The organism is Parasphingorhabdus sp. (assembly GCF_036963805.1).
In the GTDB taxonomy this organism is placed as follows: Bacteria; Pseudomonadota; Alphaproteobacteria; order Sphingomonadales; family Sphingomonadaceae; genus Parasphingorhabdus.
This window is the reverse complement of the sequence record NZ_JBALUN010000002.1, coordinates 667,952-681,964: the sequence shown is the minus strand read 5'-3', so window position 1 is coordinate 681,964 and position 14,013 is coordinate 667,952. Positions and strand designations below refer to the sequence as shown.

The 14,013-nt window shown below is 52.6% G+C and carries 13 protein-coding genes and 1 pseudogene; 2 read left to right on the top strand and 12 right to left on the bottom strand.

Translation table 11 applies throughout. The features are described 5' to 3' along the window. Window positions 1–521 precede the first annotated feature (521 nt). The gene (locus tag V7676_RS09970) at window positions 522–800 is read left to right on the top strand and encodes a hypothetical protein (protein ID WP_335659534.1); all 279 of its coding nucleotides are present in this window, start codon (window positions 522–524) and stop codon (window positions 798–800) included. A 12-nt stretch (window positions 801–812) separates the two neighbouring features. Here the strand turns inward: V7676_RS09970 and V7676_RS09965 are convergent, their stop codons facing one another. The 5 genes and pseudogenes from V7676_RS09965 to V7676_RS09950 all read right to left on the bottom strand — a co-directional run bounded on the left by V7676_RS09965 (window position 813) and on the right by V7676_RS09950 (window position 8,211). Then, window positions 813–1,100 carry a hypothetical protein gene (locus V7676_RS09965; RefSeq protein WP_335659533.1) on the bottom strand — a complete coding sequence of 96 codons (288 nt, stop codon included), beginning with the start codon at window positions 1,098–1,100 and terminating at the stop codon, window positions 813–815. A gap of 284 nt (window positions 1,101–1,384) precedes the next feature. Further along, window positions 1,385–1,750, bottom strand: a pseudogene (locus tag V7676_RS18840) (IS3 family transposase); the annotation flags it as partial. Between the two features lie 271 nt (window positions 1,751–2,021). Further along, window positions 2,022–3,962, bottom strand: coding sequence for a PhoX family protein (locus V7676_RS09960; RefSeq protein WP_335659532.1), 1,941 nt, complete (start codon window positions 3,960–3,962; stop codon window positions 2,022–2,024). 5 nt (window positions 3,963–3,967) lie between these two features. After that, on the bottom strand, window positions 3,968–6,853 hold the full coding sequence (locus V7676_RS09955; RefSeq protein ID WP_335659531.1) for a TonB-dependent receptor: 2,886 nt from the start codon (window positions 6,851–6,853) through the stop codon (window positions 3,968–3,970). A 602-nt stretch (window positions 6,854–7,455) separates the two neighbouring features. Further along, entirely contained in the window at window positions 7,456–8,211 is a 756-nt protein-coding gene (locus V7676_RS09950; RefSeq protein WP_335659530.1) for an NUDIX hydrolase, read from the bottom strand. Between the two features lie 155 nt (window positions 8,212–8,366). Here V7676_RS09950 and V7676_RS09945 point away from each other — a divergent pair, with 155 nt between their 5' ends. Next, a complete protein-coding gene (locus V7676_RS09945) occupies window positions 8,367–8,954 on the top strand; it encodes a DUF4126 domain-containing protein (RefSeq protein WP_335659529.1) in 588 nt (195 codons plus the stop codon). A 3-nt stretch (window positions 8,955–8,957) separates the two neighbouring features. Here V7676_RS09945 and V7676_RS09940 read toward each other — a convergent pair whose 3' ends face one another. Genes V7676_RS09940 through V7676_RS09910 form a run of 7 tightly spaced genes read right to left on the bottom strand, consistent with a single transcriptional unit; the run spans window position 8,958 to window position 14,012 of the window. Further along, the gene (locus tag V7676_RS09940) at window positions 8,958–9,338 is read right to left on the bottom strand and encodes a flagellar export chaperone FliS (RefSeq protein ID WP_335659528.1); all 381 of its coding nucleotides are present in this window, start codon (window positions 9,336–9,338) and stop codon (window positions 8,958–8,960) included. 23 nt (window positions 9,339–9,361) lie between these two features. Continuing rightward, window positions 9,362–10,732: a flagellar filament capping protein FliD gene (gene fliD, locus V7676_RS09935; RefSeq protein WP_335659527.1), complete on the bottom strand. Its 1,371-nt coding sequence runs from the start codon at window positions 10,730–10,732 to the stop codon at window positions 9,362–9,364. Between the two features lie 36 nt (window positions 10,733–10,768). Then, window positions 10,769–11,917: an EscU/YscU/HrcU family type III secretion system export apparatus switch protein gene (locus V7676_RS09930; RefSeq protein ID WP_335659526.1), complete on the bottom strand. Its 1,149-nt coding sequence runs from the start codon at window positions 11,915–11,917 to the stop codon at window positions 10,769–10,771. Then, window positions 11,917–12,699, bottom strand: coding sequence for a flagellar biosynthetic protein FliR (fliR, locus tag V7676_RS09925; RefSeq protein ID WP_335659525.1), 783 nt, complete (start codon window positions 12,697–12,699; stop codon window positions 11,917–11,919). Before fliR ends, V7676_RS09930 begins: the two co-directional genes overlap by 1 nt. A gap of 9 nt (window positions 12,700–12,708) precedes the next feature. Beyond that, entirely contained in the window at window positions 12,709–12,984 is a 276-nt protein-coding gene (locus tag V7676_RS09920; RefSeq protein ID WP_335659524.1) for a flagellar biosynthetic protein FliQ, read from the bottom strand. A gap of 15 nt (window positions 12,985–12,999) precedes the next feature. After that, complete coding sequence (gene fliP / locus V7676_RS09915; protein WP_335659523.1) at window positions 13,000–13,758, bottom strand: flagellar type III secretion system pore protein FliP; 759 nt, start codon at window positions 13,756–13,758, stop codon at window positions 13,000–13,002. After that, on the bottom strand, window positions 13,755–14,012 hold the full coding sequence (locus V7676_RS09910; protein ID WP_335659522.1) for a flagellar biosynthetic protein FliO: 258 nt from the start codon (window positions 14,010–14,012) through the stop codon (window positions 13,755–13,757). The genes fliP and V7676_RS09910 overlap by 4 nt, the downstream gene beginning before the upstream one ends. Between the last annotated feature and the right edge of the window lies 1 nt (window position 14,013).

The window sequence follows — 14,013 nt, the reverse complement described above, 5'->3', positions numbered from 1 at the left end:
GACCTTCCAGCACGATCCGTATCTTCTCTTCCGCGCTATACTGTTTGCGGGTCGCTCTGCGGATATCTTTGACCACCGCTTGCGCGGGGGCTTTTGAGTGTTTTGGTTTCATTTCCGTTCCTTACAGTCACTGCAATGAAACCAAAACACTCACTTATTTTATGCAGCCAGTCTGTCTATTGAATGCTGACGGGGGACATATTACAAGTGTAAATACACCTTCTGCTTCATACATGGGATCCTCAGCAGCTTGCCGTGGGGCGATGGCTTGATCGATTGCTTCCAGATCCGATATTTCATATTCGCCTAAAAGCGACTCCGAAATCGTTCCGAATAAGGCGATATCGGGCACGACCTTGCGGATAGCTTCAAGTGGCTTGTTAATATCTTCGCCGGATAGAAAATGCGCCGTTTTTTATTCGCTGTACGGCAGCCATGGCTCGGGCACTATCAATTTCAACCAGGGGAACTTTTCGGACGGTCTAGCGTTTGTTGGTAAGTACCATCATTGGGAGATTATTATGACCAAACAGCCCACAAATAATGTTTCCGGGTCTGGAGACAAAGATATCGGACACCATGAATATAAATTGCCTGCAGATATTGTTACTGATCCCGATCTTGATAAAGTTTCCAAACGAAAAATGCTTGTAAGCTGGAAAACCGATATCGATAATCGTCTCATAGCCGAGGGCGAGGGCATGAGTGCATCCAATCCAATATCAGCCAAGAAGGAGGCAAGTTTGGCAGACCAAGAACGATTAGTTAATGAGGCTTTGGAAATGTTGGATAAGCAATAGCTATTGGTACATTTATCGAGCATCGACATTAGCGGATTTCGTTTTAGGTTTTCGCAATAAATAGCGATAAACCCCAAATATATTGATCCCCAGCAAAACCAGGTTTTGGGTAGCCAGTGGATTATTACCATCAAGCAGTGCAGCCACAATCCAAACTATCGACGAGCCGGTGAAAATAACGAATCCAAAGCCTGTAATTTTCGCGCTGGCATTCAGCGCCACCAGAACTGCAGCGACCATTCCCGAAATGCTGGCTGTCCAGCGCAAGATTTCCATCTCACTTATCACTTCAAACTCCATAATTTGGGACAAAAATTGGTTTGCGAGACGAAATACCTGATCCAAGCTATTGGATGCTGGCTTTGTTACATAAGGAAACCGCTTTTTCGCTATCTCTGATTAACATGTGTTTCTTAGCTGGAGTTTTCATGGGCTCTCCTTTTCGATCTTAATGGCTAACGCTCGAAAAACTGAATTGGTTCCCAGTCAAAAACTATATGCTTGGTTTTGCGCGCAACAAGGACCGTACGCTCATGCATATTATCGAAACCGCCGAAACATTCTAAAGAAAGATGTCAGCATGTTTTTTGACAATGATGGGCGCAATATCGGCTGCCGCGGTCCGAGTGGAAGATACAGCCTTCAGATGGTTTGCGCAGGCTCACTGCCATATCCACAGCCCAGATCGCCTGATCCTGCTTGATCCCTATGCAGATGAAGGACTACGGCGAGGTACAACCACCCCTCTGCGGTCAACACATAACTGATATCGCCGACCCATTTGCGGTTCTGCGAGTCAGCGGAAAAGTTTCCCTCCAGCATGTTCGGAGCAATAGCCAATGATGGTTGCTGTTGGTAGTTACCTTCCTACACGGCGCTCGTTAACATCGAGGTGGGCCTCTATTAAGTTCCATTGTCATCCTCGGTCTGACGTAACTGCTAAGGCTGAGGCCATACTACTCACGGATAAGTCTTGTGCGTAATCGTTTCTGAAGGACCCGCAACGAGAAGGCACAAGGGTTGCTGATCAAATGGCCGGTTCCGGGAAGCAGCTTCTCTGGCGGAAATGACTTGAATTGGAGCGCTCCTAGAATTGTCGCTTTTTACGTTTCGTTGCCAAAGGCTTTCTTCTAGGATTGCTCTCCTTTAGCGTGCAATTTTCTGCACGTCTCGAACCGGAGCGGGTGTCGCGTTCGCGTATCTATATCGGATGTATCGCATCTATATTGGCGCGCCGTCATTGCGTTGAATGGCAATCACGGATGGGCGCGGAGGTATTCCTGGAGAAAAATCTGGCCATCCGGTTAGTGCTTCACCGACATTCATCGCCTTTTCCGAGGGGTGCTGAATGGACAGGAACATCGTCCTACCATCCGGCGTGAAAGCGGGACTGCAGCATTCAGCCTGAATCGGCGGTGTATAAAAGAGGCGCGGTATCGGGGCAGCCGTACCGTGCGTGTGCATGGCCCAAAGGCCGTCCATCTTGCGCGAACCGGGGCCGTCGCTACATATCCATAGTCGTCCTGCCGGATCGAACCCGATATTGTCGGGTTCGACAAACCAACCATTTGCCGATGTGGCCGGATGAAAGTCGGCACCATCGGATGCGTTTTCCGGATTTCCGCATAGCAGGAAGACATGCCAATCGAATTGTTCCGCTCCATGATCGACTTTGCCGCAGACCATCGGGGGCACTAACTCCAGTATATGACCATGTTTATTGGCCGGTCTCGGGTTGGCACAATTGATCTCACTCACCTTGCGCTCCTCATTGCCGGTTAAGGCGATAAAAACATGGCCGCTAATCGGGTCCGGTTCAAAGCCCTCTGGCGAATCCATCGGGGTCGCGCCCATCAAATCTGCCGCGCGACGGGTGTAGAGCGAGACATCGGCTTGATCGGCAAAGCCGTTGTCAGGGGTCAACGGACCCTGTCCCCAGACCAGCGGCAGCCAGCGCACTGTGCCGTCGGTGTCGAACCGTGCGACGGACAGAGTGCCATGATCGAGTAGATCTCGGTTGGCAGTTCGGTTCACTGGGTTGACCCGTCGGTCACTGACGAAGCGATAGCAATATTCATATTCCCAATCGTCGCCTAGATAAACAACGACGCGCCCATCCGCAGTGAGGGCGCAATGCGCGCCTTCATGAGCGAAGCGACCGAGCGCTGTGCGCTTTACCGGTGGAAGATCGGGATTGAAGGGATCGATCTCCACCACCCATTCGAAGCGATTGGGTTCATTGGGCTCGGCATTAAAATCGAAGCGCTCGTGAAAACGCGCCCAGCCATAACGGCCATAGGCTGAACTCTCATAATGATTGCGCTTCATATGCGCTCGATCCGGATGTCGATCGACATTGCCGGCAAAGAAATCCGCTGAACCTTCTTCACAGGTCAAGATAGTGCCCCAGGGGGTCAGCCCGCCATTGCAATTGTCATGTGTGCCCGACACACGTGTCCCCTGAGGATCGGCGCTGGTTCGAAGCTTCTCGTGACCGGCCACAGGCCCTGAGATATTCACTGGCGTGCCAGCCGTGATCCGGCGATTATAGGCGCTCGCCGTATCGACCTGCCACGCGCCACCGCGTTGGCGGACTTCCATTATCGAGACGCCGCAAGACGTCATGCAGATGTCAACCTGTTCGCGACTAATGGAGTCAGCGACCTTATCAGCATTTAAATCCGGGAACATCAGCTGCGGCAGAGGATACTCATGATTGATGACCAAAAGGCCATGATCTGAGCGCTCCGAGCCAAAGGGCAGAGGTATGAAGGCGGTATAATCATTATTATAGCCGAACTGCCGGCGCGCCCTTTCCGCGGTCTGCCCAGTGAAATCGAAGCCGTGCGCGTCAGCGAACAGCGGATCGCCCCACCGGATCACGATCTGTCGTTCATAGCCGGGCGGCAATCGGTCCTGGGACGCCGCAATCGCTGCGATCTCTTCAAACGCGAACGGTGGCGGTTTGGCAGCGCCATATGCTCGGTCGGTAAAGGGGACTATGCTGGTCACAGCGACTGCGGCCGCGGCCCTCATCAGCAGCTGCCGACGATCGATAAGAGCTGAAAGCGGCAGCGCTTTAGCTGGTGAACGCGCTGCGACCCGCCCGCATTTGTCGTTGCGGACAAATGCGGGCCAATATGAGGGATCGGTGTCGGTCATGTCATTCAAAACGAGGCGTTGATACCGAAAGTTATGGTCCGCCCGGTATAGGTTGCGCCCTCCAACAGCCGGCTGCCCTTGCCATAACGCTCGTCCACGATCGGATCTTTGCCAGAGTTCAGCACGTCGACGGCGTTCACGAACAATTTGAACTGCGAGTTTACCGCATAGCGGATCTGACCGTCGAGTGAACCATAAGGCTCTTCCACAATCCGTATGTTGTAGCTTGAGAAACGCACAGCTTGCCGATCCCGCCAGCTATATGCCAATGTTCCCTCAATCCCGTATTTCTGATAAGTTCCGGCAGCAGTGAAGATAATATTTGGAGCATTGAAGAAGTCATCCTTTGAGACATCCTCGATACCGGTATCGGCCTTGCTGCGCTGAAAAGTGGCATTGGTATAAATGCCCAGCCCGCCTAGCGCGCCGGGTAATTCGGGGAATTGGCGGACAACGTTGAGTTCGATACCATAGATTTCCGCGCTTTCGCCATTGGTATAGGTGGTGACATCGTCAATCACCTTGCCCACCAGCCGAGGATCATTTTCAAATCGCGCGCGGTCGCCCTCCGTTTCCGGGGCAATACCGCTGAATATGAAGCGATCAATCTTCTTGTAGAACAGCCCGCCGGAGATGAGCCCGACTGATCCAAAATAGCGTTCTACGCTGAGGTCAAAATTTTTGGCATAGGCTGGCTTCAGGTCCGGGTTGCCTAGAGTCACATCCACTTCTCCATCATCTTCCTCAATCTCTGTTGCTCCAGAGATATAGAGTGGTTCAGGTCTTGCGATTGAGGTGTAGAAGGCGCCCCGCAGCACAAGATTGTTTGATGCGCGATAGTTAATCTGCAAACGCGGCAAGACGCTGGTGTAGTTCGCCTTGCCCTTTACCCTATTATATATGGGATCCTGGCCTTCCAACTCTAACAGCTCGAAATTATCCGACGAGATGCGGGTGTGATCGAGGCGAACGCCGCCGATGACCTCCAACTTGTCCCATACACCCTTTGCCATGATATAGCCGGCATAAATATCCTCGTCGCTGGTGTAGCTATCCTCGTCCTGCGGAATAGCGCCGTCCTCGACATATTCGTTCTCGAAACCCGGGCTGCCATCAATCAGGCCCTGTGCATAGTTTTTCCAGTCCTTGAGATTAGCGATATTAAACGAGAGATAGGGTGCATAGGGCGCGCCAACCACACCTGTGTCCACGAGTTTTCCGGTGCCGAATTGACTGAGTGTCAGCGGCCCACTCAGTTCCATGACATTGCCCTCGAACAGGGTTCGGCTCGAACGCTCGACCTTTACACCGGCCTTGATTGTCCGCAGCCACGATGAGGTCGGCTCATAAGTAAGGTCCAGATGCGCTGCATAGCGGGAGTTTTCCGATGTATCGATGTCAATATCATTATAGCCTAGCTCATAACCGTCCGGATCGGCGATAGCGGCGATATCGGCCGCCGACAGGTTTGGCCGCGGAAACCGGCCGGAGAAATCATAGCCGAACAGGTTGCTGTCCAGCTCCTTGGTGAAGGCTATTTCGTTGTCAAATGGCTCTTCCCGCTTGCCTGTGGAATAACCGATCCCATAATCGAAGGTGAATGCACCTGTCCGGGTGACGCCGTTCAGCACATAGCTTTGCTGGGTCAGTTCAGTCTCTTCATATTGGTTGAAGACATTCGCAGTGCCCGGTTCGGTCAGGATCAGATTACCATCGTCGTCATAATCCTCCGTGCCACCTTCGAAATAGAGCGCGCGGCTTAATTCCTTGTCGAACAATCGATTGAAGCTGCCCTTGAAGGTAAATTCGGTAGTATCCGTCGCAGCCCAGTTCAGCGCGATATTGGCCGAGACATTCTCGCGATCATTTTCATATTCGGTCAGATGATATTGGAGCGGGGTGACGCCACTCGACGGATCGTCCTCGACAAAGCTCAGATAATCTTCGTCCTGATAAAAAACAAAGCCCTTGGTCTCGCGTTTCGACCAAGCGCCAGAGACGAGAATGCCGAATCGATCATCCGCACCGAATTTGGTTGCCAGTGTGGCCTGAACCTGTGGCGAGAATTTGTTTGCCAGATCATGGTAAAAACCGGCCACGGTTATATCGATCACAGGCTTACGGTAATCGAATGCTGTTGCTGTCTCCAGCACCACTGCGCCGCCGATCCCATCCGCTTCTTGGTCCGGCAGCAGCGTCTTATGTACAGTGATCGAAGAGAGAGCGCTGGTCTGGATCATGTCGAGCGGAACGCGCCGGTTTTCTTTTTCCAGCTGCGCTGCGTTCATCCCGTTTACCTGTGTGTTGTTTAGCCCGCTATCGAGACCACGGATCGAGATGTAACGACCCTCACCGCCAGCGACCTCGCGTTGCACAGAGACGCCGGGCACGCGGCGTAACGATTCTGCTGCGTTGAAATCGGGGAAACGTCCGGCTTGATCGGCCGACACGACGTTGCGGACATTGTCCGATGCGCGCTGTTTGCTTAATGCTTTCGCCTGTGCCCCGCGTTGACCGATCACCAGGATAGTGCCGCTCTCATTCTCCCCTAGCTTAATATTCCAACCGGTATTGCCACTTGCGACAGTGACCCGTCCGGTGCGTGTAGGATAGCCGATATAGTCCACACTTACCGTGTAGCTGCCGGGTTGAATACCTCCGAAACGATAGAAGCCTTGATCGTCGGTGACAGCAGTTTGCCCGGTCTCTTGGATGGTTACGACTGCGCCGGAAAGCATCGCTCCGCTATCGGCCTGCGATATCTTGCCAGAAAGCACTGTGTTGGGAGATTGTGCCAAGACAGCAGTGAATGGTGCCATAACAGAAAGAGCCGCCGCTCCCCCGATCAAAGTAGACCTAAGACGCGTAACGTAGATTAATTCAGAACGCATAATTTCTCCCTCGCCCCGGCAAGACGACAGGGCAGTTGATGCAGATAACCGCAGTTTAGTGAATGGCAGCCTCTAAGCCCTGGTTCGCGTTATTCGCCCTGTCGCTCGCTTGGGGAGCGGATAGGATGGGCGGACGCACGGAAAGTTGCCGGCAAGCTGTAAAAAGCTTGTTAATAGCGATCTAGGTCGTTTTTGTTACAATGTGGGGTTTATCCAGAACCAACTAGATCAACCAGGTGCCGGAGCTTGTGATGGTACGATCAGCGCCTAGCCCTGTCTCGTCTCTGTCATCATCAGTCTAGCCTAGCTAACTCAATTTAGTAGGAAGGTCTCCGACCCGAAATAGCAATAAACGGGGGAACCTCGCAAACTGGGGCGTAAACAGTAATTGTGAGGCCCGATGACCCAATGCCCGATTTCAAGCCTAGTTTTCCAAAACCCAGAAGTCCGCAATCAGCCCAGTTGCGCAAATTTATATTGGCAACTGAAGTCACGGTGAAATTTCGACATAACCTTTATTATTCCGGCAAAACAACTGAAATTTCCCAATGATTTGAGTGCCCATTATTATGATGTCGAGTGCACCAATCCTTCTTTCATTCTTAACCGCGCATCGCCGTATCCAGCAATTCTGACGTGATGGGATATCCTCGCCCTTCTGGAATGCACAAATGCATTCCATCATCGCGCTGCTCGACCGTAGGAGATACCATCGATACAGGATATTGGCGGCTATGTTCCACAGCCTCTGCAAAAGATCCAAATTGTGCAAGCCGTTCTAGATTGCGTCTGGTCGGGAAGATGATTTTTATTTTTCCGGCATCAGCCTTTCCCAGCACGGCCTCTGCACTGTTCCAGAACAGATTGTAATTTTCAGTTTCGTCGACAGTGGCCTCTGCGCCGTGATCGTCATGGGCAATGAGGTAGAAACGCGTATCAAAAATACGGTGTTCGGCAAAAGGTGGACACCAGCGAGCAAATGGGAGCAGCTTGTCCAGACTTAACTGCCAGTCAAACTGGTTACATATATCAGCCAAAACCGTGCCTTCATGCAGCGCGGCGCGGGCGTCAATGATCCGACGCGGTGCGATGTCACCATCCACCGCAACCGCTATACCGGTTTCTTCAATCGATTCACGGATTGCGGCAATGCGTGCGCCATATTCATCGATATCGTCATGGCCCAAATCTTTGGCAAAAACATAATCGGCTTCATCGATCCGGCCACCAGGAAACACGGCTGCTCCCGCAGCGAAGGCCATTTTGGGCGAGCGTTCCACCATCAACAGGTCCGGAGCCGCGCTACCCGGTTGATCGCGAAATATTACCAATGTTGAGGCTGGAATCGGTTTTGACATTGGTTTTCCGGTTAAGGCATCCACTCTATTCGGCTTATTTTTATCAGTCATGTTTGTATATGAACAGCATGGCTGGCGAATGTAAACCCATAGCGCAAGTGATCGCCACCGTGTCGCGATTTGCCAACGGGCGCCGATCGTGGCAATCAACAGCCATGGGAATTATCGAAATTCTGGGATTGGCTGGTAGCGTAAGCCTTTTATCTGGTTGGCGACTATATTTGACGGTCTTTGTGACCGGCCTTGCTATGCGATTACATTGGATCAGCCTGCCCGAAAATCTACAAATGCTCGACGCTTTGGCCAATCCGTGGGTTCTTGGTATCAGCGCTCTGGGCGCGTTGGCGGAATTTTTTGCGGATAAGATATTATGGCTGGATAGTGTCTGGGACACAATTCATACCTTTATCCGGCCATTAGGCGGCGCGCTGCTGGCACTGGCTGTCGTCGATTCTGGAGACCCCGCATGGCAGGTCATTATTTTCCTGTTAGGTGGCGGCGCGGCGTTGATCAGCCATGGCGCGAAAGCCGGCGCGCGGGCGATTGTAAACACCAGTCCCGAACCCGTCAGCAATGCCGTCGTTTCAACCGGCGAAGATATTGCGGCTGGCGGATTGCTCATCCTCGCGTTCACTAATCCGGTCGCGGCGCTGATCATCGCGTCCGTGCTGCTCATCCTCTGCCTGTTTCTGGTTTATAAAGGCTATCGGCTTTGGCGAAAAATTGTTTCGAGCGGTAATTAGCGCTCATCCGATTTCCGCCCAAGCGGCGTAAATTTCTGAGATCATCTGATGCGCCGCACGGTTATTTCTTATCTGGTTGTCCGCATCTTTTGCGGCGATTAATTCGCGGACCTGTCCATAAAGCCGGTGCAGGGTCATTGCCAAATTGCCGCCCTTTTCGAAATCCAGACTGACCATCAACGAATCCACAATGGTCAACGCCATGGCTTGCTGATCCGGTATGGCGCTGGATTTATCACGCTTATGGATCACCAGAATCTCATCCAGCAAGTTAATCAATTCGTCGAACAAAAAGGCGATTAATTCATGGCTATTAGCATTTAGCACCCGCGCTCTTTTTCCGGCTGATGCGTAGCTGGATTGGGCAAAGCTCATATTATACATCACCATATTCCTTCACGGAGGGGCTAGTTATCGCTGTTATTCCAGATCGCAATCTGCTGGGTCAAATAGCTTTGCGTAGCGTTGAGCAGAACCAACTGACGGTCCATCGTCGCGAAACTGCGCCGCAACTGAATCTCATATTGCTCGCTATCTTCGTTCAGCTTTGTCCAAGCGCTCGCCAGGTTTTCCTTAATCTTGTCTAGTCGTTTTTTTGACGTTTCGAGCGCGCCATTTTCATCCTGCAACCGGTCTCTGATGGCTTGTAACACCCCTGATATTCCAGGATTGCTTGCATCCTTCACTAACGGATCGAGCATGTTGGAGACCGCGTCGGAATCATTTGCGAGTACCGCATCCAGCCGGACCTTATCTATCGAAAGCGTTCCGTCGCGGTTGGTTTTTACACCAATGTCGGACAAGGTCCGATAGGGGCCGCTGCTTGCCAATGTAGCTGTATTAATTTGCCCCAGCGACCGCAACATCTCCCTAATCCCGGCATCACCAGCCAGAGGCCCGGAAGTGTCGCTGCTCGCCCCCGCCGCAGTTGCGTCGTTCAGGGCCGTGCGCAACTGATTATAGGCATCGACAAATTCGGAAACCAGATCAGCCACAGTGCTGGTCGGCCGGTCTCCGCTTATATGAATTGCGGTCCCCGGCGATGCGGCATTCAGATTAATCGACACGCCCGGAATTGCGTTTTCAATAAGGTTGCTGCCATAGCGCAAATCCAATCCATCGATATTGATAAGGGCATCGGCGGCCTCGCTCATCAACGTCATTGTACCGCCGGGCGGATAGTTAAAATCGGTAAAATCACCGCTAACTTCAAAGGTTTGATCGCCCCCTACCGGTCCCTCTAACACCAGACGGGCACCGGCATTATCCGTGATAACGGAAGCGGAAATACCCGATGCCGCACCGTTGATCGCCGCGGCCAGATCGGCAAGGCTATCGGTACCGGCGGTCAATATAACATCGAAACTTTGACCGCCATTGGTGATAGTCATTGTCCCGGGACCGACCGAAACATTGCTATCCGTTACCGGCTGTGATGCCAGTCGGCGTGCAGAGGCGATTTGGTTTATTTTGAGCGTTGCAGGAAGTCCCTGCGGGCGGGTGCCGTCAATGAAGTTCACACTGGCCAGCGACGGTTGGCTCGACGTCAGATCACCGGCAAAGGCGCGGCCATCCAACAGCGCGCTTAACGCAGCCGCAAATGTATCAAGCGAAGATGCGGCCGACGCCAAAGCGGATATTTTCAGATTATTCGCATTTTCGCGTCTCTGTAAAACGGCTTCCTTAGGTTCGCGGGTAGCGGCGAGTAGGTCAGCGACAAGCTGGGCGCTATTCACGCCGGTGCCGGAACTGATCAGATTGGATATTGAATCAAACATGTTCCTAAGTACGACAGCTGTTGGAATAGGTTTAGATTAGCGATCTGGCTTTTGATTTCCGTTGCTATCAAAATGCAATTCCTCCGGTAGATCGACATGGGGCCGGTCCTGCTGCTCGGCCATTTGTGCATCGAGCCGGAACAGAAATGCGAGCACCGTGGCAACCGCAACATATAGCCGCTCGTCAATCATACCGCCGACCGGTGTTGTAAAATAAATGGCGCGCGTCAGCATTGGATATTGCAGCATCGGCACGGACCTTTCTTCGGCCAATGTCCGGATAGCATCGGCAGCTTCCCCCCTGCCCCGCGCGACAACGATAGGGACCGCATCCATCCCCGGACGATAGCGCAAAGCCACAGAAAAATGGGTTGGATTATTAAGGATCACCGTCGCCTCTTCCATCGCCTTGCGCGCAGAACGAGACAGGGTTTCCTGCTGTTTTCGGCGCATGGCGGATTTCAGTTCTGGCGACCCTTCGCTATCCTTATACTCGTCTTTCACCTCTTGCTTCGTCATCCGCAGCCGGTTTCCACGCTGGAATATTTGGGCAGGCACATCAATGCCCGCAATGACGAAAAAACCGATGGCCATGAACATAATGATCATGATGAAAAGATCACCAAATTGCCCGACTGCCAATCGGATATCCTGACTGCCCAGTGCGAACATATAGGGCAGATTGGAATAGACCAGCCAAAGCCCGATACAACCGAGCAGGATTACCTTCGCCAAGGATTTCGCCAGTTCGATCAACCCGCGTGTGCCGAACATCCGTTTAAGCCCATTGAGCGGATTCAGCTTGTCCCCTTTCGGTTTTATCGCGGACCAGCGGAAGCCTAGTGAGCCAAGAAGCATAGGTGTCGCAATGGACGCCACTATCGTTATTCCAAACAGGCCGATAAACGGCAGAATGATTTTGGCAAGATGGCGATAGGCTTGATCAGCAGGATTGAAATATTCGATATCGCTGCGTTCTATGGCCAAACCGCTAGCGACCATCTGTGCCAGCGCATCCATTAAAATCCCACCCATCATCGCAAAGCCCAAAGCGCCCGCAGCGACAATCATCGCCCCGCCCAATTCTTTCGATTGCAGGACATCACCTTTTTTCGCACTGTCCTGAAGCCGTTTGGATGTTGGCGCCTCGGTTTTCTCACCGCCGCCGGATGGTCCCTCTGTCACTATCCGCCCCTTGCCAGATCATCGCTAAATTGCAGCGATTGGCTGAGCGATTGCGCGATGCCGTCGATCATCAAGGGGGATGCCATCGCCAGCATAACTAGACCCAATGTCAAAGTTGCCGGTAATCCCACCGCGAATAAATTCATCGACGGCGCGGATCGTGCGAGCAAACCCATGATGATCTGCACCAATATCAATGCTGACCCCATCGGAAAGGCAATGGCCAGCCCCGCAACGAACAACGACCCACCAAAATTCGCTAACCGAAACGCGGCATCAGCCGACATCAGGCCGCTACCCGGCGGCAAAAATTCGTAACTGCGGACGATGGTGGAGGCGAGGATCAAATGGCCATCCATCGCGAGCAAAATCAGTGTTGCGATGATCGATAAAAACTGGCCAATGACGGGCGTCGACTGACCGGTTTGCGGATCAGACATAGACGCGAAGCCAAGACCCATCGCGTTGCTGATGGTTTCCCCCGCGACGAATGCAGCGGCATATCCGATCTGGACCGCAAATCCGATAGCGAGACCGATGAGCAGCTCTCCCAAGATAAGCACAAATCCTGAAATGCTCATAAGCCCGTCAGCGGGCATTTTAATCTGGCCGCCGCCAATCGCCGCGATGCCAATCGCCAAAGAAACGATCAGCCGCAATTGGACTGGGACCAACTTTGCCCCCGTAACCGGCGCGGCAAAGAGCGCTGCGCCGGGCCGGATCATCGCAAAAAGCCACAACCAGAGCTGTTCCTCCAATCCTGCAAATCCCGGAGCGATCATATCGGCAAATTAAACCAGCAGCGCCGGAATCCGGTCATAAACATCACGGGTAAAATCGACGATCAGATATAATATCGATCCGCCAAAAATGCCCAACATGACGGCTACGATGAGGAGCTTGGGAACAAAGCTCAACGTCGCTTCGTTGATCGAAGTCGCGGCCTGAATCATGCCCATCAGTAATCCACCGAGCAGGGCCGGAACCAATATCGGCGCAGCGGCCAGCGCGGTTATCCAAAGTGTTTGCTGCGCCATGCCAATTAGAAATTCGCTACTGTCTGTCATGTTCGCCTCCTTGCGCTAAACCGCAAATGATCCAGCAAGCGTCCCCATCGTCAGCGCCCATCCATCCACCAGAACAAAGAGCAGCAGCTTGAACGGCATAGAGATGATCGTCGGTGACAACATCATCATGCCAAGCGCCATCAGGGTTGAAGCGACCACCAGATCAATGATGAGGAACGGTAAAAATATCAGGAAGCCGATCTGGAAGGCGGTCTTTAATTCGCTGGTCACAAAGGCGGGTAACAGGATTGAAAATGGAATATCGGCTGCACGCGCGATGGGCGGGGACTGCGCCAGTTCCATGAAGAGTTTCAAATCCGATTGTCGCGTCTGTTTCATCATGAAGCCGTGGAAGGCGTCGCCTGAACGGCTGATCGCTTCTTCAATCGGGATATCCCCTTCCCCATAAGGCGAATAGGCGTCGACGTTGATCGTATCGATCACTGGCCGCATGACAAAGAGCGACAGGAATAATGCCAGCCCTACCAGCACCTGATTAGGGGGCGTTTGTTGCAACCCCAACGCCTGACGCAAAATGGATAGAACGATGATGATCCGGGTGAAGCTGCTCATCATCAAGATCATGGACGGCAAAACCGTGAGCAGGCTCATCAACAGCAAAATCTGCAGCGATAGGCTGAGCGGCCTACCGTCACCGGAAATATCGCCAAGCGCCTTGCTCAATGCCTCACCGCCGCCTTGTGCAAACGCAGGTTCGGCCAAACCCAGAAACAAAGTCGCAATGGCACCGATAAAGAACAATAGTCGGCTCATGATGCCTCGGTCTTTTCAGCGACCCGTTCCACCCGCCCTCGTGTTGCAGAAAGCAGGATCTCCCGCCCGTCAAATTCTATCAGAACCAACCGCCCGAAAGTTCCAATCGGAAGCGTTTCCAGTATTTTCATGCTGTGAACATTGTGCCTGCTGAGAAGCCTTGGTTGATATTTGCGATAGGACCATAAGGCCGCATATATCAGCCCGCCCATAAGGGGCATGAAGACCAACAGCTTGATAATATAGGCGGTCATG

Bases quoted from the DNA above. Each gene is read 5' to 3' on its own strand.
- V7676_RS09970 (WP_335659534.1), top strand. From the start codon at position 522: ATGACCAAACAGCCCACAAATAATGTTTCCGGGTCTGGAGACAAAGAT.
- V7676_RS09965 (WP_335659533.1), bottom strand. From the start codon at position 1,100: ATGGAGTTTGAAGTGATAAGTGAGATGGAAATCTTGCGCTGGACAGCC.
- V7676_RS09960 (WP_335659532.1), bottom strand. From the start codon at position 3,962: ATGACCGACACCGATCCCTCATATTGGCCCGCATTTGTCCGCAACGAC.
- V7676_RS09955 (WP_335659531.1), bottom strand. From the start codon at position 6,853: ATGCGTTCTGAATTAATCTACGTTACGCGTCTTAGGTCTACTTTGATC.
- V7676_RS09950 (WP_335659530.1), bottom strand. From the start codon at position 8,211: ATGTCAAAACCGATTCCAGCCTCAACATTGGTAATATTTCGCGATCAA.
- V7676_RS09945 (WP_335659529.1), top strand. From the start codon at position 8,367: ATGGGAATTATCGAAATTCTGGGATTGGCTGGTAGCGTAAGCCTTTTA.
- V7676_RS09940 (WP_335659528.1), bottom strand. From the start codon at position 9,338: ATGTATAATATGAGCTTTGCCCAATCCAGCTACGCATCAGCCGGAAAA.
- fliD (WP_335659527.1), bottom strand. From the start codon at position 10,732: ATGTTTGATTCAATATCCAATCTGATCAGTTCCGGCACCGGCGTGAAT.
- fliR (WP_335659525.1), bottom strand. From the start codon at position 12,699: ATGATCGCTCCGGGATTTGCAGGATTGGAGGAACAGCTCTGGTTGTGG.
- V7676_RS09920 (WP_335659524.1), bottom strand. From the start codon at position 12,984: ATGACAGACAGTAGCGAATTTCTAATTGGCATGGCGCAGCAAACACTT.
- fliP (WP_335659523.1), bottom strand. From the start codon at position 13,758: ATGAGCCGACTATTGTTCTTTATCGGTGCCATTGCGACTTTGTTTCTG.
- V7676_RS09910 (WP_335659522.1), bottom strand. From the start codon at position 14,012: ATGACCGCCTATATTATCAAGCTGTTGGTCTTCATGCCCCTTATGGGC.